Source organism: Pseudomonas azerbaijanorientalis (assembly GCF_019139795.1).
GTDB classification, from domain to species: domain Bacteria; phylum Pseudomonadota; class Gammaproteobacteria; order Pseudomonadales; family Pseudomonadaceae; genus Aquipseudomonas; species Aquipseudomonas laurylsulfatiphila.
Genome location: NZ_CP077078.1, coordinates 2,514,149 through 2,537,711 on the forward strand (window position 1 = coordinate 2,514,149; position 23,563 = coordinate 2,537,711).

The 23,563-nt window shown below is 61.7% G+C and carries 19 protein-coding genes and 1 pseudogene; 10 read left to right on the forward strand and 10 right to left on the reverse strand.

Annotated elements, in window-relative coordinates; translation table 11 throughout:
- Positions 1-346: 346 nt before the first annotated feature.
- Positions 347-2,635, forward strand: a complete 2,289-nt coding sequence (metE, locus tag KSS91_RS11150; protein WP_217837942.1) for a 5-methyltetrahydropteroyltriglutamate--homocysteine S-methyltransferase — start codon at positions 347-349, stop codon at positions 2,633-2,635.
- A gap of 363 nt (positions 2,636-2,998) precedes the next feature.
- On the opposite strand, the gene KSS91_RS11155 is transcribed toward metE, so the two are convergent.
- The 6 genes from KSS91_RS11155 to KSS91_RS11180 all read right to left on the reverse strand — a co-directional run bounded on the left by KSS91_RS11155 (position 2,999) and on the right by KSS91_RS11180 (position 8,983).
- A complete protein-coding gene (locus KSS91_RS11155) occupies positions 2,999-3,670 on the reverse strand; it encodes a class I SAM-dependent methyltransferase (protein ID WP_217837943.1) in 672 nt (223 codons plus the stop codon).
- Positions 3,671-3,684: 14 nt separating this feature from the next.
- Complete coding sequence (locus KSS91_RS11160; RefSeq protein ID WP_217837944.1) at positions 3,685-3,897, reverse strand: DUF4287 domain-containing protein; 213 nt, start codon at positions 3,895-3,897, stop codon at positions 3,685-3,687.
- 134 nt (positions 3,898-4,031) lie between these two features.
- On the reverse strand, positions 4,032-6,422 hold the full coding sequence (locus KSS91_RS11165) for a DUF3772 domain-containing protein (protein ID WP_217837945.1): 2,391 nt from the start codon (positions 6,420-6,422) through the stop codon (positions 4,032-4,034).
- A gap of 107 nt (positions 6,423-6,529) precedes the next feature.
- Positions 6,530-7,960 carry a heavy metal sensor histidine kinase gene (locus KSS91_RS11170; RefSeq protein ID WP_217837946.1) on the reverse strand — a complete coding sequence of 477 codons (1,431 nt, stop codon included), beginning with the start codon at positions 7,958-7,960 and terminating at the stop codon, positions 6,530-6,532.
- Between the two features lie 8 nt (positions 7,961-7,968).
- On the reverse strand, positions 7,969-8,640 hold the full coding sequence (locus KSS91_RS11175; protein WP_007979096.1) for a heavy metal response regulator transcription factor: 672 nt from the start codon (positions 8,638-8,640) through the stop codon (positions 7,969-7,971).
- Positions 8,641-8,725: 85 nt separating this feature from the next.
- A complete protein-coding gene (locus tag KSS91_RS11180; protein WP_126045370.1) occupies positions 8,726-8,983 on the reverse strand; it encodes a DUF2790 domain-containing protein in 258 nt (85 codons plus the stop codon).
- 356 nt (positions 8,984-9,339) lie between these two features.
- Between KSS91_RS11180 and KSS91_RS11185 the strand changes: the two genes are divergently transcribed.
- Genes KSS91_RS11185 through KSS91_RS11195 form a run of 3 tightly spaced genes read left to right on the forward strand, consistent with a single transcriptional unit; the run spans position 9,340 to position 12,316 of the window.
- Positions 9,340-10,305, forward strand: a complete 966-nt coding sequence (locus tag KSS91_RS11185) for a Bug family tripartite tricarboxylate transporter substrate binding protein (protein ID WP_015094604.1) — start codon at positions 9,340-9,342, stop codon at positions 10,303-10,305.
- A gap of 1 nt (position 10,306) precedes the next feature.
- The gene (locus tag KSS91_RS11190) at positions 10,307-10,792 is read left to right on the forward strand and encodes a tripartite tricarboxylate transporter TctB family protein (RefSeq protein ID WP_015094605.1); all 486 of its coding nucleotides are present in this window, start codon (positions 10,307-10,309) and stop codon (positions 10,790-10,792) included.
- Positions 10,793-10,807: 15 nt separating this feature from the next.
- A complete protein-coding gene (locus KSS91_RS11195) occupies positions 10,808-12,316 on the forward strand; it encodes a tripartite tricarboxylate transporter permease (protein ID WP_095967237.1) in 1,509 nt (502 codons plus the stop codon).
- A gap of 269 nt (positions 12,317-12,585) precedes the next feature.
- Here KSS91_RS11195 and KSS91_RS11200 read toward each other — a convergent pair whose 3' ends face one another.
- Positions 12,586-13,473 carry a LysR substrate-binding domain-containing protein gene (locus KSS91_RS11200; RefSeq protein ID WP_217837947.1) on the reverse strand — a complete coding sequence of 296 codons (888 nt, stop codon included), beginning with the start codon at positions 13,471-13,473 and terminating at the stop codon, positions 12,586-12,588.
- A gap of 157 nt (positions 13,474-13,630) precedes the next feature.
- Between KSS91_RS11200 and KSS91_RS11205 the strand changes: the two genes are divergently transcribed.
- Positions 13,631-14,932, forward strand: a complete 1,302-nt coding sequence (locus KSS91_RS11205) for an NAD(P)/FAD-dependent oxidoreductase (RefSeq protein WP_217837948.1) — start codon at positions 13,631-13,633, stop codon at positions 14,930-14,932.
- Positions 14,933-14,987: 55 nt separating this feature from the next.
- Entirely contained in the window at positions 14,988-16,076 is a 1,089-nt protein-coding gene (locus tag KSS91_RS11210) for a polyamine ABC transporter substrate-binding protein (RefSeq protein ID WP_217837949.1), read from the forward strand.
- A 184-nt stretch (positions 16,077-16,260) separates the two neighbouring features.
- Here KSS91_RS11210 and KSS91_RS11215 read toward each other — a convergent pair whose 3' ends face one another.
- Positions 16,261-16,779 (reverse strand): carboxymuconolactone decarboxylase family protein, encoded by a 519-nt coding sequence (locus KSS91_RS11215; RefSeq protein ID WP_217837950.1) that lies wholly within the window; start codon positions 16,777-16,779, stop codon positions 16,261-16,263.
- A 134-nt stretch (positions 16,780-16,913) separates the two neighbouring features.
- On the opposite strand from KSS91_RS11215, the gene KSS91_RS11220 reads away from it, so the two are divergent.
- Entirely contained in the window at positions 16,914-17,729 is an 816-nt protein-coding gene (locus KSS91_RS11220; protein WP_217837951.1) for an AraC family transcriptional regulator, read from the forward strand.
- A gap of 271 nt (positions 17,730-18,000) precedes the next feature.
- Here KSS91_RS11220 and KSS91_RS11225 read toward each other — a convergent pair whose 3' ends face one another.
- On the reverse strand, positions 18,001-18,432 hold the full coding sequence (locus KSS91_RS11225; protein ID WP_217837952.1) for a nuclear transport factor 2 family protein: 432 nt from the start codon (positions 18,430-18,432) through the stop codon (positions 18,001-18,003).
- A 158-nt stretch (positions 18,433-18,590) separates the two neighbouring features.
- Here KSS91_RS11225 and KSS91_RS11230 point away from each other — a divergent pair, with 158 nt between their 5' ends.
- Together KSS91_RS11230 and KSS91_RS11235 are read left to right on the forward strand one after the other, a co-directional pair.
- The gene (locus tag KSS91_RS11230) at positions 18,591-19,265 is read left to right on the forward strand and encodes a DUF2238 domain-containing protein (protein WP_217837953.1); all 675 of its coding nucleotides are present in this window, start codon (positions 18,591-18,593) and stop codon (positions 19,263-19,265) included.
- A gap of 68 nt (positions 19,266-19,333) precedes the next feature.
- Positions 19,334-19,507, forward strand: a pseudogene (locus tag KSS91_RS11235) (methyl-accepting chemotaxis protein); the annotation flags it as partial.
- A gap of 132 nt (positions 19,508-19,639) precedes the next feature.
- Here the strand turns inward: KSS91_RS11235 and ilvD are convergent.
- Positions 19,640-21,322: a dihydroxy-acid dehydratase gene (gene ilvD / locus KSS91_RS11240; RefSeq protein ID WP_217837954.1), complete on the reverse strand. Its 1,683-nt coding sequence runs from the start codon at positions 21,320-21,322 to the stop codon at positions 19,640-19,642.
- Between the two features lie 465 nt (positions 21,323-21,787).
- Here ilvD and mqo point away from each other — a divergent pair, with 465 nt between their 5' ends.
- The gene (gene mqo, locus KSS91_RS11245) at positions 21,788-23,434 is read left to right on the forward strand and encodes a malate dehydrogenase (quinone) (protein WP_217837955.1); all 1,647 of its coding nucleotides are present in this window, start codon (positions 21,788-21,790) and stop codon (positions 23,432-23,434) included.
- Positions 23,435-23,563 lie beyond the last annotated feature (129 nt).

Here is a 23,563-nt window from a genome sequence, read left to right on the forward strand (position 1 = left end):
ACGCGGCCGGAAAATGGCCGTCATGGATTGATCCCGGTGGTCTGTGCTGTGGCGTGCGGGTAGAGCACCGTTGCACAGGCCAGCCGTGTTTTGATACGCATCGCGACTATTCCTTGGTCGATCAGAGAGGGCGGACATCGAAAACTTCGTAGCGGGTGATGATGCCATCGACGCCCGGCTTACGCACACTGGGGACGAGCGCGTTGAACCCGGTGTCCATCCAGCGCCGGTTGCGCAGCGCTACCGATCATGAGAAGAACTTGTGATCATCACGATTAAAATGAGTTTGTCTCACTCATTGGCACTGTCGACAATGGCCCCATTGAACGCATTGGAGTTATTTGACATGGCTGTGGCCCATTCCCTTGGATTTCCGCGCATTGGTCGCGACCGTGAACTGAAAAAGGCCCAAGAGGCGTTCTGGAAGGGCGAGCTCGATGAAGCCGCTCTGCGCGCCGTTGGCCGTGACCTGCGCAAGACCCACTGGGACTTGCAGAAAAAGGCCGGCATCGAACTGCTGCCGGTTGGCGACTTCGCCTGGTACGACCAGGTCCTGACCCACTCGTTGATGTTCGGTGTGATCCCTGAGCGTTTCCGCCCGCACGATGGCAAGGCCAGCCTGCAGACCCTGTTCGGCATGGCGCGCGGTGTGAGCGACAGCTGCTGCGGCGGCGCCCACGCCCAGGAAATGACCAAGTGGTTCGACACCAACTATCACTACCTGGTCCCGGAATTCAGCGCCGACCAGCAGTTCCAGCTTGGCTGGGATCAACTGTTCGAAGAAGTCGAAGAAGCCCGCGCACTGGGGCATAACGTCAAGCCCGTCATCATCGGCCCGCTGACCTACCTGTGGCTGGGCAAGGCCAAGGGCGCCGGGTTCGACAAGCTCGAATTGCTCGAGCGCCTGCTGCCGCTATACGGCCAGATCTTCCAGCGCCTGGCGGCGCAGGGCGTCGAGTGGGTGCAAATCGACGAGCCGATCCTGGTCCTCGACCTTCCACAAGAATGGAAAAACGCCTTCGAACGCGCCTACAACCTGATCCAGCGCGACCCGCTGAAGAAGCTGGTCGCCACTTACTTCGGTGGCCTGGAAGAGAACCTGGGCCTGGCCGCCAACCTGCCGGTGGATGGCCTGCACATCGATCTGGTGCGTGCGCCTGAACAGTACCCGACCATTCTCGACCGCCTGCCGGCCTATAAAGTGCTGTCGCTGGGTGTGGTCAACGGTCGTAACGTCTGGCGCTGCGACTTGGAAAACGCCCTGGCGACCCTGCAGCACGCTCACGAACGCCTGGGTGATCGCCTGTGGGTCGCGCCGTCCTGCTCGCTGCTGCACAGCCCGGTTGATCTGGGCCGCGAAGACATGCTCGATGCCGAGCTGAAAAGCTGGCTGGCGTTTGCCGTGCAGAAGTGTGAAGAAGTCGCTCTGTTGGCTCAGGCGGTCAACGAGCCCGAGGCGCCGAACGTACTCCAGGCGCTGAGCCAAAGCCGCGCCGTTCAGGCTGCCCGGGCTGCATCGCCACGCATCCACAAGCCGGCTGTTCAGGCGCGTGTGGCTGCGATCACTGCCAAAGACAGCCAGCGTCAATCGCTGTTTGCCCAGCGCATCGCCAGGCAACGCGCCGGCCTGAACCTGCCACTGTTCCCGACCACCACCATTGGATCGTTCCCGCAAACCGCGTCGATCCGTCTGGCGCGCCAGTCGTTCAAGCAAGGCAAGCTGACCGAGGCCGAATACACCGAAGCGATGCACAGCGAGATTCGCCACGCCGTGCAAGTGCAGGAGTGCCTGGGCCTGGACGTGCTGGTGCACGGTGAAGCCGAGCGCAACGACATGGTCGAATACTTCGCTGAGCAACTCGACGGCTATGCTTTCACGCGTTTTGGCTGGGTGCAGAGCTACGGTTCGCGCTGCGTGAAACCGGCGGTGATCTTCGGCGACCTGAGCCGCCCCAAAGCCATGACCGTGGAGTGGATCCGCTACGCCCAAGGCCTCACCGACAAAGTGATGAAGGGCATGCTGACCGGTCCCGTGACCATGCTGATGTGGTCGTTCCCGCGCGAAGACGTGACCCGTGAAGTGCAGGCCCGTCAACTGGCCCTGGCCATTCGCGACGAAGTGGTGGACCTGGAAGCCGCCGGGATCAGGATCGTGCAGATCGACGAAGCGGCGTTCCGCGAAGGCTTGCCGTTGCGCCAGGCGCAGTGGCAGCAGTACCTGAACTGGGCGACCGAAGTGTTCCGCCTGTGCGCCTCGGGTGTGCGGGACGAAACCCAGATCCACACCCACATGTGCTACAGCGAGTTCAACGATGTGATCGAGTCCATCGCCGCCATGGATGCCGACGTGATCACCATCGAAACCTCGCGCTCGGACATGGAGTTGCTGGACGCGTTCGAAGCCTTCGCCTACCCGAACGACATCGGCCCCGGCGTGTACGACATCCACTCGCCACGCGTACCGGACTCCTCGGAAATGGCCAACCTGTTGCGCAAGGCCGCCAGGCGCATTCCCGCCGAACGCCTGTGGGTCAACCCGGACTGCGGCCTGAAAACCCGCGGCTGGCCGGAAACCGAAGCGGCACTGGTGCACATGGTCAACGCTGCGCGTCAGTTGCGTAAAGAATGGGCCTGACGCTTTGCTGGATGCACCACTGAAACCTGTGGGAGCGGGCTTGCTCGCGAAGGCGGCATAACAGACACCGGTTTAGTGACTGCCAGTCCGCTTTCGCGAGCAGGCTCGCTCCCACAGTGACCTGGGTAGTTCGCAGATTTTGCGTACAGCCCTGAACCTGTGGGAGCGAGCCTGCTCGCGATAGCGGTCTGGCAGTCACTACACCGGTGTCTGTCATGCCGCCTTCGCGAGCAGGCTCGCTCCCACAGTGACCTGGTTAGTTCTCAGATTTTGCGTACAGCCCCTTAACCTGTGGGAGCGGGCTTGCTCGCGAAGGCGGAGTGTCAGGCAACATTGATGTCGAATGTGCGGGCCTCTTCGCTCCTACAGCCGCGGCTCGGCCACCAGCAGCAACGACTGCGGCACAGGGCTTTGCGGGTGCTGCGGTTCCTGCAAGCCGGCCAGTACGAAACCGGCCATGTCCAGCGCGTTGAGCCAACTGGACAGGGTACGGAAGTACCACGGCATGGGCTGCCACTGGCCCTTGAATCCGGCAAAGGTCTCTTGCCGCCAGCCATCCTGATAGTCGCCCGCCGCAGCGGCCCACGGGTGCAGCGTCTGGATCACCAGCGCGCCGCCAAGGGCGAGCAGGCTGTTCATGGCGCCGAGCAGGGGGATGATGTCCTGATGCAGCAGGGCGAAGTTGGCGCAGATCAGGTTGTAGTCGCGGCCGATGTCGACGGCTGCCTCTGCCAGCTGTTCATAGCTCGCCAGATGCACCGGTGCAGCGCCCGCCGCCCGCGCCGCCTCCACCAGCGTCGCATCGCCATCCACACCGACCGCCTCGATGGCCCGGTCCGTCAGCGCACGCAACAGCCAGCCTTCGCCGCAACCCAGGTCGAGCACCCGTTCGGGCTGGCGCCCCAGCACCGCCAGCAGGATGGCCTGGTCGGTGACCTTCTGACGGCTTTCGATGGTGCCCGTGCGGATGGCGTCGATCCAGGCCCGGGCATTGTGGTGCCAGCTGTCGAGGAGGGTGGATTCGGGGGCGGGCATGGCGTTGTCCGGCGCTATTTGGCCGTTGCCAAATGATAGGCAACCAGCGCGTTGGCGTGGCCATGCCCCATGCCGTGTTCGGTCTTGAGCCAGGCCACCAGTTCCATGTGTTTCTTGTCGCTGAGGGTTTTAAGCAGGTCCAGCCAATGGCTGATCGGCTGCCCATACTTCTTCTCGATTGACGGGAAGTACGAAGCCGGTCCTTTGGGTTTTGTCTCTTCGGTCACGATGCAAACTCCCTTTTCGCTTTGGTGGGGTCGAAAGCAGCACCGGTTACGTTACTGATTTGCCGTCGGCGAGTCCATCGTTCCTGCGGTCATCCCGTCATCGATCGCGATGCCCTGGGCGCGCATGGCCTTGATCAACTCGCTGCCGGTGGCGGTTTCGCCAGTTCAATGCCGGCGGCACCCAGCCGCTTGAGAATTTCAAACAGCAGCTCGCTCTTGATCGCCCCGACCGTGCGCGGGCTGCCGACGTAGCCGGTGATGGTCAAGGTGATGCCTTCCGGCTTCAGTTGGCTGAAGCGCAAAAACGGCGCCGGTTTATCCAGGATGGATTCGTGCTCGGTGTAGCTGTCCATCAGCAGGTTTTGCACCAGTTCCGGATCGATATCCAGCGGGAACATCAGCTCGAGTATCACCACGCCCTGGGCGCTGCCGCCGAGGGTGACGTTGCGCAGGTTCTGCGAAATCAGGTGCGAGTTGGGCACGATCATGATCGAACGGTCGGCCAGTTGTATTTCCGTGGCCCGTACGTTGATCCGTCGTATGTCGCCTTCGACGCCACTGATGCTGATCAGGTCGCCGACCTTCACCGGGCGCTCGGTCAGCAGGATCAGGCCGGAGATGAAATTCTTCACGATCTCCTGCAGGCCGAAGCCGATGCCCACTGACAGGGCGCTGACAATCCAGGCCAGGTTGGTCCACTTGATCCCCAGCGACGACAGCGTGAGCAGCACGATCGACGCGTATCCGATGTTGGCGAACAGGGTGCTCAGCGAGGCGCACATGCCCGGGTCCATCTCGGTCTTCGGCAGGAACTCGCCGTCCAGCCAGCGGCGTAGCGTGCGAATCAGGTAGACACCGATCAGCAGTGTCAGGAAGGCACGCATCAAGTTGTCCGGGACGATGTTCAGCTTGCGCAGCCCTTCGCCACCGAGAATGGCCGCGGTGCTGGTGACCAGTTGCCCGAATGTCGTACCTACGCCGCCGACAAACAACGCAATGACGCCGACCAGCATCAGGATGGCGCGGCCCGCCCCGGAAAACACGGTGCATATCTGCTCCAGGCGTGGATTGCCGATGCCCAGCAGCTGTTTGATCGCCTTGCCGGTTGGTTGCCTGGGTGAAAAAAGCGATTCGCAGGTGTCCTGGTACACCTGCGTGAGCAGGTAGAACGCGGCGAAGACGATGAAAATCCACACCATTTCATAGGTGATGAACCGGGCCATCGTCACGTAGCCGATCACCAGGGCGAACAGGGACACCACCACGGCAACGCCGGCAAACACATAAATCAGGCCGGCGGATGTGGTGACGCCTTCGGGAGTCTCACCGGCAACGATCAGCGCCCGTCGGGTCTTGCTGACGCGCAACAGCAGCGCGCCGATCACCAGTGCCACGACCAACGCTACGATTCCCCGGCCGAACAACACCACTTCGGCGCTCATGCCGGTGACGTTGCTCATCTGCACCAGTGTCACCAGCACTAGCAGCAGGCTTGCCAGCAGCCTGGGGTAGGGCTCCATCGCCAGCGCCACCGGGTCGGCGATATCGGGCAGGCGCCACGAAGGATGTTTGGTCGACAGCAACGCGCGGCTCAACCCGGTGATCATCACGCAGGTATAGGCCAGCTTTTCCAGGTATTGCGCCAGGTCGGCCAGCAACGGGGTGTAGGGCAATTGCCGGGTCGCGGCAAAGTGCAGCAATTGCAGGGCGATGCCGGCGCTCAGCACCGTCGCCAGTACCGAGGCCAATGCAAGGGAGCTGCGCCGTAACCGGCCTTCGGGCATTCGATGAATGCACAACCACGCCAGACCCCGACCGGCGAGTTTTCGCCCCAGGCTCCAGATGACCAGGGCCAGAACCAGCAGGGAGGCGGTGATTGCGCGTTGACCGGGTTGCCAGGCCGCCTGGTGCATGACCTTGAGTTGCTGGACGAGGGTGCTGAAACGTTGGCGGTCATCGAGCGGAAGATTGAACAATGGCGACCAGAATCGCGGGTTCAGGATGCTGGCGGTCTGCTGGGTCACCTCCGCCTCCAGCAGGCTGCGGCGAATACTGGCAATCTGGGTGATCAGCTCGGCGGCACTGACTTTCAGCGCGGCCAGGGTCTTGAGCTGGTTGTCGATCCTGTCTTTTTGCTCGCCGAGGGTGTCTCGTTGGGTGGTAATGCCAGATGTCACCTGTGGGCTCTCGTCGAGCGGCACTGGCCCCAGCACGTTGAGTTGCGCCTGCAACTGCGCCTGTCCTGGCAGCAGCGATGTGGAAAGGCGTTCAATATCCTGGATCAGCGCCAGCACCATGTCCTGTGAGCTTTCCAGCTGGGTGTAGGTGCTGGCCTGGGAAACCTGCTGCTTGAGGCTGTTCAGCTGGTTTTGCAACCCCAGCAATTCGCTGTCGGAGATGCTGATGACCGGGGCTGTGGGGGTGGGAGCAAGGGTGTCGGCCATGGGCGCCGCCGACAGCCATCCCGGGCTCGCCGCCAGCAGTGCGAAGGCGACGTAAATCATTGACTTCCATACATTGAACATCGGCGAGCTCGACGGGTTGTTAGTCACTTAGCCAATGAGGTTAGGCCATGACTCGCACCCTTGAGCGATGTTTTGTCGAAAGTGCCCGGCCGGTTTTCGCCCGGGCGCTACTCATGCTGTTGCCGCGCCGGGAAAAACAGTTCGAAGCAGGTGATGCCGTCGGCACTGCTGACATGGCAGGCGCCGTTGTGCAGTTGCATGATCGTCGCCACGATCGACAGGCCCAGGCCATTGGATTGGGCCGAGCGTTCGCGGGATTCATCGACCCGGTAGAAGCGCTCGAACAGCCGTGACAGATGCTGCGCCGGGATGGTCTGGCCGTGGTTGCGCACTTGCACCTGGATGCCATTGGCGGTCGGGTTGGCGTGAATGCACAGCTCGGAATGCGGTGCGCCGTACTTGATGGCGTTGGCGCACAGGTTGGCCAGGGCACGACGCAGCAACATGGGCTCGGCCCAGATCAGGCCGCTGCCGTGGGCTTTGATGCTGATGCCAACGTCGGTCGCCGGGCCTTCGAAATAATCGGCCATGCGTTGCATTTCGTCGGCGGCATCCAGTTCCTGACGCTGGCGCAAGGCGCTGCGCGGATCGGTGCGGGCCAGGAACAGCATGTTGTCGAGCATGCGCGCCAGGCGTTCAAGTTCTTCGACATTGGAGGCCAGCAACTGCTGATAGGCGTCGGTGCTGCGGTTCTGCTGCAAGGCCACCTGGGTTTCGCCGAGCAGGTTGTTGATCGGCGTGCGCAGCTCGTGGGCCATGTCGGTCGATACCTGCCCCAATTGCACAAAGCCTTTGTCCAGGCGGTCGAGCATGGCGTTGAAGGCGTCGATCATCGGCAGCAGCTCCAGCGGTGCGCCCTGGCTGTCGAGGCGTTCGTTGAGGTTGCCGACGTCGATGCTCTGGGTATGGCGGGCCAGGCGCCGCACCGGCAGCAGGCCGCGATGCACCAGCACGTACCCGGACAACGCCAGCAGAATCGCGGCCAGGGTGGCGAACAGGTAGACGTTGAGCCGGTAATCGGCGAGCACGGCGGTGCGTTCGGTCATCAGGCGCCCGGTCACCACTTGCAGGCTGCCCAGGTCCCCGGAGTCGATGGTCGCCGCCAGGGCGGAAAACGGCACGCCGTTGACGTTGGGCAAATGCTGCACGTCGTCCAGGGTCAGTCGATGATCCATCGCCACCGGGGTCAGCACCGGCATTTTCAGGTTGCCCGGGTTGACCACCAGCAACGGCGGTTGCCCCGGGGTGCCGATGGTCAGCAGGGCCTCGCGGTTGCCCATCATGTTCTGGAACAGCGCGGGTTTGGCCTTGATCAGGTCCAGGGTGTTGCTGTCGTTGAGGAAGGTGCGCAACTGGTCGATGCGGGTGATCAGGGCAATGTCGTCGCGATGGATCAACTCGCGCTCCAGGTCGCGGTACAGCGCCACGCCCAGCAGCGCCAGCGAGACAAACGCCAGCAGGGCAAACACCAGCGCCAGGCGCAGGGTCAGGGAGTGGCTCAGACGAGAGGCGGATCGCAGCGGCGTCATGGCATTCATGGGGGCATTCAAGGTTGAGTGTCGAAGCGATAGCCGATGCCGCGCACGCTGTGGATCAGCTTGAGCTGGAACGGATCGTCGATTTTCAGGCGCAGGCGGCGCACCGCGACATCGACGACATTGGTGTCGCTGTCGAAATTCATGTCCCAGACCCGCGAGGCGATCATCGAGCGTGACAGCACTTCGCCCTGATGCGTGGCGAACAGGTGCAGCAGGGCAAATTCCTTGTTGGTCAGGGTGATGCGGTTGCCGGCGCGGCTGACGCGACGCTTGAGCACGTCGATCTGCAGGTCGTCGACATGCAGGTGTTCGTCTTCCCGGGTAGGGCCACGGCGGGTCAGGGTACGCAGGCGCGCCACCAGTTCGGCGAAGGAAAAGGGTTTGATCAGGTAATCGTCGGCGCCCAGTTCCAGGCCTTTGATGCGGTCGGCGATGTCATCCCGGGCGGTGAGGAACAGCACCGGTGTGTCGGCTTCCTTGCGTAGGCGGCGCAGGACTTCCCAGCCATCCATCTTCGGCATCATGACGTCCAGCACGATTACATCGAAGTCGTGTTCCAGGGCCAGGTGCAGGCCATCGACGCCGTCGCGCGCCAGGTTCACGGTGTATCCGAGTTCCTGCAGGCCGTTGAGCAGGTAATTGCCGGCCTTGGGTTCGTCTTCGACTACGAGGATGTTCATGGAAAATCCGCCTGGTTCGGTCGGGCTACGAGGGCGCATCAATGGCGCAAGTGTAGCCCGGTCGGCGGTGATGGCAGGCATCCGCTCAGTTCTCGCCAAGGCAGTTCACACCCTGAACCTGATAGTTCAGTTGATGCTCGCGGCCCTGGTGGTCGAGGTAGTTGAACTGCGCGGGCACGATGCCGCACTTGCCGTTGAGGTCGGTCATGGACAGCACTTTGGCCACTTCCACCGGGACATAGAAGCCGTCCTGGTCGTGGATGATTGGCGAGGTGGACTGGGTGGCGGCAAACGCCGAACCGGTGGCGAGCAGGGCGGCAAAGCCGGCGATCAACAGTTTCATGACGAATCTCTCTTTTCAGGGTTGAGGTGGCTGCCGGTGGTTGGCCTGGCAGTGAGTTCAGGCTAACGGTGTGATCCGGACAGCTGACCAACAACTCGATTACAAAGTTGTAATGAAACGCCCCTGCAACACCGCAATCCCCTGTGGGAGCGAGCTTGCTCGCGATGGACGCAAAGGCACCGCGTTTATACAGATGCCCCGTGTATTCGTTAACGACCATCGCGAGCAAGCTCGCTCCCACAGGGGGGCGCAGCAACCCGCGGATCCATGGCCTAAGCTTGTTTGCAGGCCCATGCTCTTCGAACACCTCGATGGGCAAGCGGCACCTATAAAAACAACGCAATCAGGAGATGCCCATGTCCGCTTTGATCCGTCGTTTCAGTCGCTGCATGGCCGCCGGTTTGACCGCTGCCGTGCTTGTCGCACCGGCCTTCGCCCTCGATACCGTGAAATTCATGGCCCCGGGCTCGGTGGGCGGTGGTTATGACCAGACCGCCCGTGTGCTGGGCAAGGCCATGGTCGAAGCCAATACGGCCAAGGCCGTGACCTTCGAGAACAAGGGTGGGGCGGGCGGGACCCTGGGGTTGGCGCAATTTGCCAACAGCACCAAGGGCGATCCGAATGCGTTGCTGGTGGTCGGGGCGATCATGGTCGCGGGCATCGAACAGAACAAACCGCAGATCAGCCTGAAGGATGTGACGCCCATTGCCCGGTTATTCACCGAGTACAACGTGATCGCCGTGCGCAAGGAATCGGAATACAAGACCCTCGATGACCTGATCAAAGCCTTCAAGGACAAGCCGACGAGCATCACCTGGGGCGGCGGCTCCAAGGGCTCGGTGGATCACATCGGCATTGCCGAGCTGGCGGGCAAGCTGGACGTGCCGGTCAACAAGGTGAACTACGTGGCGTTTGGTGGCGGTGGCGAGGTGGTTGCCCAGGCGCTGGGCGGCCAGCTCAAGGTAATCACCGGCGGTTTCGCCGAACTGGGCCAGTACATCAAGAGCGGTCAGTTCCGTGTCCTGGCCATCGGCGCGCCGGAGCGTGTTCCCGGCATTGACGCACCGACCCTCAAGGAGAGCGGCTATGACGTGACGATCGGCAACTGGCGCGGCGTTTACGGTGCGGCGGGCCTTACCCCGCAGCAGCGCAAAGAGGTGATCGACGCTGTGGTGGCCGCTACCAACAGCAAGGTCTGGCAGGACAATATCCAGGCCAACGCCTGGACGCCCAGCGTGTTGACCGGCGATGAGTTCGGCAAATTCGTCGAGGAAGAACACGTGCGGTTGCGCGCCATGCTGGTCAAGGTCGGGCTGCTTTGAGATGGCCACACTGCGCGCAGTGGTGCCGACGCAATTGGCGGTCGGCATCGGCCTGATCGCCATCAGCGTCATGTTGGCGTTGGGTGCCTACCGGTTTCCTCCCGAAATGGGTTTCGTCATCCTCCCGGCCTACGTTTACCCCTATATCGTGGCGGCGTTTCTCGGCGCTGTGGGTCTGTTGCTGAGCTATCAAGCGCTCAGCGGCGGTTTTCGCGAGCTGGATAACGACGACACGGGCACGGTGCCCGGAGGAAAAACCGGCGCCGCCTGGGTGACCGCCGGGCTTGTCGGGGTGGCGCTGCTGATCAACCTCATCGGTTTTGTGCTGGCCGCCGGGTTGTTGTTCGCCTGTTCGGCGCGGGGTTTTGGCAGCCGTCATCCGCTGCGGGACCTGGCCATCGGTATTGCCCTGACCCTGCCGATCTACTGGCTGTTTAACGCCGGGCTGGGGGTTTCCCTGCCGTCGCTGATCAACATCTGGCTTTGAAAGGAGATAGACACCGTGGACATTCTTTCAAGCCTGGCGATGGGGTTTTCCTCGGCACTGACCCCGATCAACCTGATGTGGGGGTTCATCGGCTGCCTGCTCGGCACCGCCATCGGCGTGCTGCCGGGGATCGGTCCGGCGCTGACGGTGGCCCTGCTGTTGCCGATCACCGCCAAGGTCGACCCCACAGGCGCACTGATCATGTTCGCCGGTATTTACTACGGTGCGCAGTTCGGCGGTTCCACCACCTCGATCCTGCTCAACACCCCGGGTGAATCGTCTTCCATGGTCACGGCCCTGGAGGGCAACCAGATGGCCCGCAACGGCCGCGCCGGCCCTGCGTTGGCAACGGCGGCGATAGGCTCCTTCGTCGCGGGCACCATCGCCACGGTTCTGCTGACGCTGTTTGCGCCGGTTGTGGCCAGGCTGGCGCTGAATTTCGGTCCGACCGAATATTTCGCGATCCTGGTGCTGTCGTTCACCACCGTGTCGGCGGTGCTCGGCGCCTCGATGCTGCGAGGGTTTGCTTCGCTGGGCGTCGGGCTGACCATCGGTTTGATCGGCCTGGACTCGACCTCGGGCATTGCCCGCTACACCCTGGGCGTTCCCGAACTGGTGGACGGTATCGAGGTGGTACTGGTGGCGGTCGGTTTGTTTGCGGTGGGCGAGGCCTTGTACAGCTTGCTCTATCAAACGCCATCGAACGAAGGGCGGCATCGCCTGACCTCGTTATGGATGAGCCGCGCCGACTGGAAACGTTCGGTGCCTGCCTGGTTTCGCGGCACGCTGATCGGCTTTCCGTTTGGTTCGATTCCGGCCGGCGGCGCGGAGATTCCGACCTTTCTGTCCTATTCCACCGAGCGCAAGCTCAGCAAGTACCCCAAGGAGTTTTCCGCCAACAAGGGCGAGGGCGCCATCGAAGGTGTCGCCGGTCCCGAAGCGGCCAACAATGCCAGCGCGACCGGATCCCTGGTGCCGTTGCTGACCCTGGGCATCCCGACGTCCGCCACCGCGGCGATCCTCCTGGCCGCGTTCCAGAACTACAACCTGCAACCGGGGCCGATGCTGTTCGAAACCTCCGCCGACCTGGTCTGGACGCTGGTGGCCTCGCTGTACATCGGCAACGTCATCCTGCTGGTGTTGAACCTGCCGCTGGTGGGGCTGTGGGTCAAACTGCTGCAGATCCCCAGGCCGTACCTGAACGCCGGCATCCTGGTATTCGCCACCATCGGCGTGTATGGCATGCGCCACTCATCCTTCGACCTGCTGCTGATGTTGGCGATTGGCTGGGGCGGGGTGCTGATGCGGCGGTTCGACTTCCCCGTCGCTCCGGTGATCGTCGGCATGCTGCTGGGGCCGATGGCCGAGAAACAACTGCGCAACGCCTTGTCCATCGGCGAGGGCGATTGGACGGTGTTCGTCACGCAACCGATCTCGGCGTTCTTTCTCGCCCTGACGCTGCTGGTGCTGGTGGTGCCTTATGTGTTGCATAAACGCGGGATCAAGTTGCATGAGGATGATTGACTGTAGGAGCGAGCCTGCTCGCGAAGACGGAGTGTCAGAGAAATAATGGTCACCTGACCCGACGCCTTCGCGGGCAAGCCCGCTCCCACAGTAATTTTGGTTGTCCACGAATACTGCGTACACCCGCTAACCCTGTGGGAGCGGGCTTGCTCGCGAAAGCGGTGTGTCATTCAACAGATAAGTTGACTGACCCGACGCCTTCGCGAGCAGGCTCGCTCCCACAGTATTTTGGTTGTTCACGAATACTGCGTACACCCGCTCCCACAGGGTCATGCAGTGGTCTGTGCAGTGAACCACTGCATGACCGGTGCGCACGCCGGATGTGAGGCTGCCGAAGGTTGCAGGCACAACGAGTAAATCCCCCGGGTCTTCAAGGGCTCACCAAACGGAATCACCAGTTCACCGCGCTGGATCGACTCGCCAGCCAGCGTCATGTCAGTCATCGCCACCCCCAGCCCTCGTGCGGCGGCATCGAGTGCCAGTTCGTCGAGGTTGAAGGGGATATGCCGATAGTCCTGCAACGCCTTGCCGCCATTGGCCGACAGCCATACCTGCCAGTCATGTTGATCGCAGGAGCGGTGCAGCAACGCGAACCCCGACAGATCTTCCAGCGAAGCCAATGGCCGGGTCGGGTTGCCCAGCCCAGGCGCGCACACCGGCACCAGGGCTTCCTCGAACAGCGTCAGGCAATCGGGCGCCGTGGTTGGTTCAGGCAGATAGAGAATGTAGGCGTCGCTGTCACTGGCAGGTTCCACGACTTCCGTGGCCACGGTTTCAATGGACAGGGAGATGTCCGGGTGATGCCGGTAGAAATCGCTCAGTTTGGGCAGCAGCCAGCGCACCGCCAGTGACACGTGCATGCGAATGCGGAACGGGCGTTGCTTTGGCGCGAGCCGGTCTTCGAGCGACCTCAATTGTTCAAGGATGGTGCGAGCGCTGGCCAGCACCTGGTCGCCTTCCGGGGTCAGTTGCAGGCTGCGGCTGCTGCGCACGAACAGCGCGACACCGAAGTGGCTCTCCAGTTGCTGGATCTGTCGGCTCACGGCGCTTTGGGTCAGGCAGAGCTTTTGCGCCGCCTGGGTGAAGCTGCCCGACCCGGCGACCTCGACCAGGGCCTGCAAGCCCTGCAGCGAAGGCACGTGGCGTAGTTTATCCATGCGTTTTCAGAATGCCTCGATGATTTAATAACGTTGGTTGTCCGGGTTATCAGCCTTTAGATTCTAGTCATTGACGCCGTTCACGAAAACCAATTATGCGAATCTTGCATAAAGCGCTGATCGAGACGGTTCGCAGAACAAGAACCTGAGGTGACGCATGGAAAATATCTGTGGCTGGATTGCGCAAGCGGGGAGTTCTCCGTTGCGCGACCCGCTCAAAGGCACGCAGCACGCCGACTGGCTGGTGATCGGCGCCGGCATTACCGGCCTCAGTGCGGCGCACGCCCTGGCGCACATGCACCCCCAGGCACGCATTGTGGTCGTCGACCGCCAGCGGGCTGCGCAGGGGGCATCGGCGCGTAATTCCGGGTTTGTGGTGGCCCACGAACATCCCGTCGCCGGCGAGCTGTTGGGCAGCGCCGGGTTCGCCGGTTATCAAGTGGATACGGCGATCGGCCGCGCCGCCGCCGATGAAGTGCGCAAGCAGATCGCCCGGCTGGGCATCGAATGCGACCTCAGGGAATCGGGCTATTTCTTTGCCGTCAGCGATCCACGCAAGCTGAGCCACGTCGAGGCCAAGTTGCAGACCTTGCGGACCGTTGGCGCCAGCGCACAGTTCCTGCAAGGCGAGCAACTGATCGAGAAACTCGGCACCCGCCACTACCGTGCCGGAATCTGGTGCGGCAATGGCAATGCGCTGCTGCAACCGGCCAAGTACGTGAAGGGCCTGCTCGATGCCTTGCTGCCGACAGTGACGGTCTATGAGAACAGCGATATCGCAGGACTTGAGCGCCTCGGCGACGGCCGGATCCGTGCCCGGGGCCAAGACGGCTGCGTTGAGGCCAAACAGGTGTTGGTCTGCCTGAACGCCTTCATTCCTCGTTCTGGGATAGACGACAGCGGCACCTTCGCGATGGAGCTCAGCGCCAGCCTCACGCGGCCCCTCAGCGACCAAGAGTTTCAAGCCCTGGGGGCGCCAGCTTCCTGGGGTGTGCTGTCGACCCGGCCATTGGGCGCCACGGTGCGCCTGACGCCGGATCGCCGGGTGATGATCCGCAACACGGCGGAATACCGCTCCCGGGATTTGTCATTGAGCGAGCTGTCGACTCGTCGCCAACACCACGTGCTGGGGTTGCAACGACGTTTCCCGATGCTCGGCGAGCAGGACATCGAATACACCTGGACCGGTCATCTCAGCGCTTCGCGCTCCGGACAACCGTACTTTACCAAGGTCGAGGAGGGCGTGTTCGCCGTGGCCGGGTGCAACGGTTCCGGCGTGGCGCGGGGCACATTGTGGGGGCGCTTGCTCGCGGAGTGGGCCTCGGGCGGTGATTCACCGCTGCTGCAATCGGTCATCTCGCGGGCACAACCCGGCTGGCTGCCGCCCAAGCCGTTGCTCGACATCGGTGCCATGCTGCGTATGCGTGTGGAAACGGTCCGGGCCAGAAGCGAAGTCTGAACAACACGAACTTCACAACAAGAACAACAGCACTTCCCATCGAAGGTGATTCAACATGCGCGTCAATACGCTTTCCCTTGTGGCCCTGATCTCGACCTTTTCCGCTGTCGCCTGCGCCGACGAAACGGTCAATATTTCCAACTGGAACGGTTACATCGCCGACGACACCTTGCCCGACTTCACCAAGGCAACCGGGATCAAGGCGACCTACGACATCCACGACAGCAATGAAGTGCTGGAATCGAAACTGATGACTGGCAATACCGGTTATGACGTGGTCAGCCCGTCGAACCACTTCCTGTCGCGCCTGATCAAGGCCGGCGCGATCCAGAAACTCGACAGGAGCCAGTTGCCCAACTGGAAAAACCTCGACCCGGCGCTGATGAAGAAGCTTGAGGTCAACGACCCGGGCAACCAGTACGGCTTCCCTTACATGTGGGGCACGGCGGGCATCGGCTACAACGTCGAGAAAATCAAGGCGATCTTCGGCAATACCGACGTCACCCATTCCTGGAAGCTGTTCTTCGACGAGAACAACATCAAGAAACTCAGCGAGTGCGGCGTGGCGATCATCGACAACCCGACGCAGATCCTGCCGATCACCCTCAACTACCTGGGGCTGCCGCCACATAGCCATGAACCGGCCGACTACAAGAAAGCCGAGCAGGCACTGCTAAAGATTCGGCCTTACGTCCAGTATTTCCACGCGTCCAAGTACATCAGCGACCTGGCCAACGGTAACGTCTGCGTGGTGATCGGTTTCAACGGCGACATCGTGCAGGCGGCCGCCAGCGCCAAGGAAGCGAAGAACGGAATCGATATTGCCTACTCGATCCCGGACGAGGGCTCCACCCTGTGGCTGGACATGGTGGTCATGCCCAAGAGCGCGCCACACGAGAAGAACGGCTACGCCTACATGAACTACCTGCTGGAGCCGAAGGTGATTGCCAACATCAGCAACAGCATCCACTACGCCAACCCCAACAGCGCGGCGGATGCCTTCGTCGACCCGGCGGTGAAGCAGGACCTGGCGATCTACCCACCGAAAACCGTGATGGACAAGCTGTTCACCGTCGAGGACTTGCCCGCGGCCATCGCCCGCCTCAGCACCCGCTTGTGGACCAAGCTGAAAACCAATACCTGATCGCTACGTCATGCGCACATCTGTCGCTTGAGCAAAATCACTGTGGGAGCGAGCTTGCTCGCGATAGCGTCAGGCCAGACGACATTGATGTTGAATGGACCACCGCGATCGCGAGCAAGCTCGCTCCCACAGGTTTCGGTTCGCTCCGACAGAATGTTTCAGACAGGATTTACGCTAGATGGGTTCAGGCGTCGATGGCCGGGAAGTCGATGTCGGTCAGGGCTGCGTTGTTCAGGTAGTTGGTCAACGTTTGCGAAGCCACATGGGCGATCACTTCGATGATCTTGCCGTCGTCGATACCGGCATTACGGGCAGCGGCGATCTGCTCGACGCTCAGGTGCCCACGGCTTTCGGTGACCTGGCGGGCGAGGGTGGCAATGGCGTTGAGCTCGCCGTGTCGTGCGCTGAGGATCTCCTGCTTCGACAGCCCGGCCTTGCCGGCAAACAGTGTGTGAGCGGCCAGGCAGTAGTCGCAGCCGTTGACTTGCGAAGTGGCGAGGAACACCGCTTCCTTTTCCGTGGCGCTCAGGGACGTCTTGCCCAGTGCGGCCGAGTTTTGCAGGTATGAGGCCAGCACGGCCGGTGCGTGGGCCAGGACTTTGAAGACGTTGGGCAGAAAACCGATTTTCTTCTGCACGCCTTCCAGCAGCGGACGGGTGGCATCGGTGGCGTGTTCCAGGCTGATCGGGGCAATGCGGGTCATGGTGATACTCCGTGGTGTGAGGCGCGGAATGCGCTGGGTACGGAGCTCATGTTAGGGAGAAGGTCTGGTGTATTGGATGCAAATCGTCGAGGATATGCGACAGATCGTCCAGAACTGCCTGCGGGAGCCTTGTCATGGATCGCTTGTCCACGTTGCTCACCCATTTCGGCGTCAATGCCGGTACTTTCCATAGCGGTATGTTCTGCGGCACCGTCGCCTACGACGGCCAACAGGCCAGCGGTCATTTGCACCTGCTCCAGGCGGGCGAGTTGCTGCTCAAAATGGGCGACCAGCCGGACCTGCAACTGACCGAGCCGAGTCTGATCTTTTTCCCCCGGCCCTATCGACATCGTCTGTTTGCGTCTGAAGCATCCGGCACGCAACTGGTGTGCGCGACCCTGGATTTCGACGGCGGTGCGGGCAATGCCCTGGCGGCGGCCCTGCCGGATTACCTGGTGCTCAAGCTCGATGAAATCCCGACCCTGGCCGGGACCCTGGAATGGCTGTTCAACGAGGCGTTCGACGGTACCTGCGGGCGTGAAGCGGTGATGGATCGCCTGTTCGAGCTGCTGGTGATTCTGTTGCTGCGGCACATCCTGAGCACCACGGGCCAGCAACCGGGCATGATGGCCGGCCTTGCCGATGCGCGCCTGGCACGGCCCCTGAGCCTTATGCATCAAAGCCCGGCCAAGGCCTGGAGCGTGGCCGAACTCTCGGTCGCCGCCAACATGTCGCGGGCCAGTTTCGCCGAACACTTTCGCCGGGTTGTCGGGCAGACGCCGGTGGATTACCTGGTGAGCTGGCGCATCAGCCTGGCGCAGAAACGCCTGCGCGAGGGCCGGCCGATAGCGCTGATTGCCGAGGAAGTCGGCTACGAAAGCCCCTCGGCGTTGGCCCGGGCGTTCCGGCGCAAGACCGGGCTGAGCCCGCGGGAGTGGAAGGGCAGCTGACCACCGCAAATCCCCTGTGGGAGCGAACTTGCTCGCGAAGGCGGAGTGTCAGCTTGCACAAGTGTTGACTGACCCAGCGCTTTCGCGGGCAAGCCCGCTCCCACAGTTGAATGTTGCTGTGCACAAATTCCGGGTACGACATAAAGCCCCTTGTGGGAGCGGGCTTGCTCGCGAAAGCGGCATGTCAGTCGACATCATGGGTGTCTGAGACTCCGCCTTCGCGAGCAAGCCCGCTCCCACAGGTCCAGCGGTGCAGCTTCTTACGCGAATATCAGAACTTGAACGCCTGCCGTCCCACCAACAGCCATTTACCGTCCTGCTTTTGCCAGATCTGGAAGTTCTCTATTTCAGTGGGCACCACTTCGGTGCCTTTGAGCGCTTGCGCCGAGAAATGGTGACGGACCAGCGCGACATCGCCGGAGACGGTGATGGTCTGGTTCTGCATCTCAAGGGTCTTGAACGCGCTTTTGCCGGTTTCGATGTCGGCGATGAAGGTCTGCTTGTCCTGGATCTTGCCGCTGGAATGCCCGTAGGTCAGGTTCTCGGCGGTCAATGCGTTCAGTTCCGGGATGTCCTTGTGCAGCATGGCCTGGGTCAGGTGGTCGACGGCCTGGGCCACGTCCTTGTCCGAGGCAGCCGGGGTGGCGGTGACGTAGCCGGTGAACAGGCACAGAAAACCAATCAGCACTTTTGCTTTTTTCATGAGTGTTTCCTTGTTGTTGTAGGGAATACGCTAGGACTGGAGGAGCATTCATCAGTCATCGTACAACTTATCATGCGCTGGAGGGAGAAAGCGAACTTGCCCGGCGACCTTGCCTCGAAGTTAAAAGGGCGATGTCCTGACTTCGAGGTATTCCAGCCATGCAGCCGAACCAACGTATACGGCACGACCTGACGTTGCTCATGGTGTTTGTGGTGATAGTCGTGGTGTCGGGTTTTTCTCCCCGCAGCCGGGTGGATTGGGCGCTGGAAAACATGCTGGTGCTGTTGCTGGTGGGAACCTTGGTCGCGGTTTCTCGGCGGTTTCGTTTGTCGACAATGTCCGTCACCCTGGTGTTTGCCTTTCTGTGCGTGCATGAACTGGGCGCCCATTACACCTATTCCCTGGTGCCTTACGATCGTTGGTCTTCGGCGTGGTTGGGCTTCAGTTTCGACCAGGCGGCAGGTGTTCACCGCAATCACTACGACCGGCTGGTGCATCTGAGCTACGGGCTGCTGCTGGCTTATCCCGTGCGCGAAGTCCTGTGGCGACTGACGCCGCTGCGCGGGTTCTGGCTGTTTTTCGTGACCCTGAACATCATGCTGTCGACCTCCGCCGTATACGAACTGGTGGAGTGGATCGGCGGTACCTTCCTGGGCAATGACACGGCGAAGGCTTTCGTCGGCGCGCAAAACGATCCGTGGGATTCGCAAAAGGACATGGCCATCGCGGTCGCCGGTGCGTTTGCCAGTCTGTTGCTGGTGTCCCTGCGCGGCATGCTGCAAAAGCAACCGGCGACGGCTGCATGTCGCAAAAAACACAATCTGTGGGGATAGGCTTCAATGGCTGCGCGGCCCCGTCGATAACCTCTTCGAGAGTGCCATCCGCGAGATCCTCGACGCCACGCTGCATCGGCGAGCAAAGCCTGGCCAGCAACGAGATCGCCCATCAGGTGGAGATGATTGCCGGCATGTCCGAAGGCAACAGCAAGGTGATCGGGCAGACGGCTTCGACCACGGATGAGTTGTCGAGCCTGGCGGGGCAGTTGTCGCAGTCGGTGGATCGGTTCAGGCTTTGAGGTAGAGGTTTCCTGACAGGACGCCATCGCGAGCAAGCTCGCTCCCACAAGGGATCTTCGTCATAAGGAGATCCTCTGTGGGAGCGAGCTTGCTCGCGATGGCAATAGTCCAGACAACGCTGGACCAATGGCCTAAAGATACTTATCCGTCACTGCCCCCTCCGAAGCACTGGACACGGTCTTCGCATACTTGGCCAACACCCCGCGCGTGTATTTGGATGGCGGCCGCACCCAGCGCGACTTGCGCTCGGCCAGCACGGCATCGGACACATCAACGGTAATCTGCCGGGTTTGCGCATCGATGATGATCCTGTCGCCATTCTCGACCAGCGCAATCGGCCCGCCTTCAAAGGCTTCCGGCGTGATGTGACCGACCACGAAACCGTGGGAGCCCCCGGAAAAACGCCCGTCGGTGATCAGCGCCACCTCCTTGCCCAGGCCCTTGCCCATGACCGCCGAGGTCGGCGAGAGCATTTCGCGCATGCCCGGCCCGCCCTTGGGCCCTTCGTAACGGATCACGATCACTTCGCCGGGCTGCACTTCGCCATTGAGAATGCCGGCCAGCGCACCCTCCTCGCCGTGATAGACCCGCGCCGTGCCTTCGAAGCGCAGGCCTTCCTTGCCGGTGATCTTGGCCACGGCGCCGGTGGGCGAGAGGTTGCCGCGCAGGATGACCAGGTGCGAGTCCTTCTTGATCGGCTGGTCGAACGGCCGGATCACGTCCTGGCCGGCCGGGTAGTCGGGCACGCCGGCGAGGTTTTGCGCCAGGGTCTGGCCGGTGACGGTCAGCACATCGCCGTGCAGCATGCCGGCATCGAGCATGCGCTTCATCAGCGGTTGAATGCCGCCGATGGCTACCAGTTCGCTCATCATGTACTTGCCGCTGGGGCGCAGGTCGGCGACCACCGGGGAGATCTTGCCCAGCTCGACGAAGTCATCCAGGGTCAGCTCGACATCCACCGCGTTGGCCATGGCCAGCAGATGCAGCACGGCGTTGGTCGAGCCGGCGAGGGCGATCACCACGCGTATCGCATTCTCGAAGGCTTTGCGGGTCATGATGTCCCGGGGCTTGAGGTCGAGCTTGAGCAGCTCCATCACCTGTTGGCCGGCGCGGAAACTGTCCGAGGCCTTGTCGCCGCCAATGGCGTCCTGGGAGCTGGACCCGGGCAGGCTCATGCCCAGCGCCTCGATGGCCGAGGCCATGGTGTTGGCGGTGTACATGCCGCCACAGGAGCCGGGACCGGGAATCGCCACTTCCTCGATCTGCTTGACCTGGATCTCGCTGATGTCGCCCCGCGCGTGCTGGCCCACGGCCTCGAACACGGAAATGATGTCGGTATGCCCGGCCCCCGGCTGGATGGTGCCGCCATAGACAAAAATCGATGGGCGATTGAGCCGCGCCATGCCGATCAGGCAGCCCGGCATGTTCTTGTCGCAGCCGCCGATGGTCACCAGGCCGTCGAAACCCTCGCAACCGGTGACCACTTCAATGGAGTCGGCAATCACCTCGCGCGATACCAGCGAATACTTCATGCCTTCGGTGCCATTGGCGATGCCGTCGGAAATAGTGATGGTGTTGAAGATCACGCCCTTGGCGCCCGCAGCATTCGCGCCTTTTTCGGCCTCGAGCGCCAGCTTGTCGATGTGCATGTTGCAGGGCGTGACCATGGCCCAGGTGGACGCGATGCCGATCTGCGGCTTTTTGAAGTCTGCATCGGTAAAGCCCACGGCCCGCAGCATGGCCCGGGCGGGCGCGGCTTCGACGCCGTCGATCACTTGGGATGAATATTTGCGCAGATCGTCTTTATCGCTCATGACAACACCTCAAGCCTCAGCGGAAAAAGCCCAGTGAGTATAGTTCCCCTCCCGAAGAGCAAAAGATCGCAGCCTTCGGCAGCTCCTACAGTGGTCAGATATCGCGGACAGGCAAAGATCCCTGTAGGAGCTGCCGAAGGCTGCGATCTTTTGATGCCGGACCACGCAGTCGCGAACAGACGCGCGGGTTAGCCTTGTCGTGATATTCTTCGCAACAACTTGGTTTGACCTATTCTGTTTACCTGTCCTCGCGACGGGCGAACGAATCACTGTCGCTCAAGTAGCTGAAGCCAATAAAGATAAAAAGTCAGTTCAGAAGGGACAAAAAACTGGGGTCGATGCGGTTCATCGGCCTTGTGTGCCCACCCTGCAATCCTTGAGTGCCGCATCCGTGACTGCCGTGAAACACGGGGCTGTGCGCATGAGGATGGAGGGGTGGATGGCGTTTTATCATAGGTGCTACAGATGTTTAAGAAAGTGAACACAGCCCTGCTGGGGCTGGCCTTGTCGTTGGGGATGACGACAGCCCAGGCTGAAGAAGCCAAGAAAGTCGACGTACTGCTCATTGGCGGCGGCATCATGAGCGCGACCCTGGGTGTCTGGCTCAACGAGCTGGAACCTGGCACTTCGATGGAAATGATCGAGCGCCTCGACGGCGTCGCCCAGGAAAGCTCCAACGGCTGGAACAACGCCGGTACCGGTCACTCCGCCCTGGCCGAGCTGAACTACACCCCGGAAGACGAGAACGGCAAGGTCTCGATCCCGAAGGCCGTTGAAATCAACGAAGCCTTCCAGATCTCCCGTCAGTTCTGGGCCTGGCAGGTTCAGCAAGGCGTGCTGAAGAACCCGCGTTCGTTCATCAATTCCACGCCGCACATGAGCTTCGTGTGGGGCGATGACAACATCAAGTTCCTGAAAAAACGCTACGACGCCCTGCAGGCGAGCCCGCTGTTCGCCGGCATGCAGTACTCCGAAGACCCGGCTGTGATCAAGCAGTGGGTGCCGCTGATGATGGAAGGGCGTGACCCGAGCCAGAAGGTCGCGGCCACCTGGAGCCCGCTGGGTACTGACGTGAACTTCGGTGAAATCACGCGTCAGTTCGTTGCACACCTGCAAACCACGCCGAAGTTCGACTTGAAGCTGTCCAGCGAAGTGCAGGACATCACCCGCAACGAAGACGGCAGCTGGCGCGTCAGCTACAAGAACCTCAAAGACGGCAGCAAGACCGAAACCGACGCCAAGTTCGTGTTCATCGGCGCCGGCGGCGGTGCCCTGCACCTGCTGCAGAAGTCCGGCATTCCTGAGGCCCGGGAATACGCAGGCTTCCCGGTAGGCGGCTCGTTCCTGGTGACCGAGAACCCGACCATCGCCGAACAACACCTGGCCAAGGCCTACGGCAAGGCTTCGGTGGGCGCACCGCCGATGTCGGTTCCGCACCTGGACACCCGCGTGCTGGACGGCAAGCGCGTGATCCTGTTTGGCCCGTTCGCGACCTTCAGCACCAAGTTCCTCAAGGAAGGCTCCTACCTGGACCTGCTGACCACCACGACCACCCACAACGTGTGGCCAATGACCAAGGTCGGCATCAAGGAATACCCGCTGGTCGAGTACCTCGCCGGCCAGCTGATGCTGTCTGACGAAGACCGCCTCAACGCCCTGAAGGAATACTTCCCGAACGCCAAGGCTGAAGACTGGCGCCTGTGGCAAGCCGGCCAGCGCGTGCAGATCATCAAGCGTGACGAAGCCGCCGGTGGCGTGCTGAAACTGGGCACCGAAATCGTCGCTTCGCAAGACGGCAGCATCGCCGGCCTGCTGGGCGCCTCCCCAGGCGCATCGACCGCCGCACCGATCATGCTGACCGTGCTGCAGAAAGTGTTCAAGGACAAGGTCGCGAGCCCTGAGTGGCAGGCAAAACTGCACCAGATCGTGCCGAGCTACGGCACCCAGCTGAACAACAACCCCGAGAAGGTTGCTCAAGAGTGGGCCTACACCGCCAAGGTGCTGGAACTGACTCCGCCACCAGCGGTGATTGCACCGGCTGTGAAGCCAGTGACTGTCGACACGGATGCGAAGGCACCGAAGGCTAGTGCTGCGAGTGATATGGCTCTGTAACTAGACGCCGGATCAAAAAAAGCCCACTGAACCGGCGACGGTCAGTGGGTTTTTTTTTTGGCTTTCGTTGGTTTGGAGGTCACGCCATTTTCAGCGTGGGCATGGTCTTTTGTGGGAGCTGGCTTGCCA

Excerpts from the sequence above, each read along its gene's own strand:
- metE (WP_217837942.1), top strand. The coding sequence starts at position 347 with ATGGCTGTGGCCCATTCCCTTGGATTTCCGCGCATTGGTCGCGACCGT.
- KSS91_RS11155 (WP_217837943.1), bottom strand. The coding sequence starts at position 3,670 with ATGCCCGCCCCCGAATCCACCCTCCTCGACAGCTGGCACCACAATGCC.
- KSS91_RS11165 (WP_217837945.1), bottom strand. The coding sequence starts at position 6,422 with ATGTTCAATGTATGGAAGTCAATGATTTACGTCGCCTTCGCACTGCTG.
- KSS91_RS11170 (WP_217837946.1), bottom strand. The coding sequence starts at position 7,960 with ATGAATGCCATGACGCCGCTGCGATCCGCCTCTCGTCTGAGCCACTCC.
- KSS91_RS11175 (WP_007979096.1), bottom strand. The coding sequence starts at position 8,640 with ATGAACATCCTCGTAGTCGAAGACGAACCCAAGGCCGGCAATTACCTG.
- KSS91_RS11180 (WP_126045370.1), bottom strand. The coding sequence starts at position 8,983 with ATGAAACTGTTGATCGCCGGCTTTGCCGCCCTGCTCGCCACCGGTTCG.
- KSS91_RS11185 (WP_015094604.1), top strand. The coding sequence starts at position 9,340 with ATGTCCGCTTTGATCCGTCGTTTCAGTCGCTGCATGGCCGCCGGTTTG.
- KSS91_RS11190 (WP_015094605.1), top strand. The coding sequence starts at position 10,307 with ATGGCCACACTGCGCGCAGTGGTGCCGACGCAATTGGCGGTCGGCATC.
- KSS91_RS11200 (WP_217837947.1), bottom strand. The coding sequence starts at position 13,473 with ATGGATAAACTACGCCACGTGCCTTCGCTGCAGGGCTTGCAGGCCCTG.
- KSS91_RS11205 (WP_217837948.1), top strand. The coding sequence starts at position 13,631 with ATGGAAAATATCTGTGGCTGGATTGCGCAAGCGGGGAGTTCTCCGTTG.
- KSS91_RS11210 (WP_217837949.1), top strand. The coding sequence starts at position 14,988 with ATGCGCGTCAATACGCTTTCCCTTGTGGCCCTGATCTCGACCTTTTCC.
- KSS91_RS11215 (WP_217837950.1), bottom strand. The coding sequence starts at position 16,779 with ATGACCCGCATTGCCCCGATCAGCCTGGAACACGCCACCGATGCCACC.
- KSS91_RS11220 (WP_217837951.1), top strand. The coding sequence starts at position 16,914 with ATGGATCGCTTGTCCACGTTGCTCACCCATTTCGGCGTCAATGCCGGT.
- KSS91_RS11225 (WP_217837952.1), bottom strand. The coding sequence starts at position 18,432 with ATGAAAAAAGCAAAAGTGCTGATTGGTTTTCTGTGCCTGTTCACCGGC.
- KSS91_RS11230 (WP_217837953.1), top strand. The coding sequence starts at position 18,591 with ATGCAGCCGAACCAACGTATACGGCACGACCTGACGTTGCTCATGGTG.
- ilvD (WP_217837954.1), bottom strand. The coding sequence starts at position 21,322 with ATGAGCGATAAAGACGATCTGCGCAAATATTCATCCCAAGTGATCGAC.
- mqo (WP_217837955.1), top strand. The coding sequence starts at position 21,788 with ATGTTTAAGAAAGTGAACACAGCCCTGCTGGGGCTGGCCTTGTCGTTG.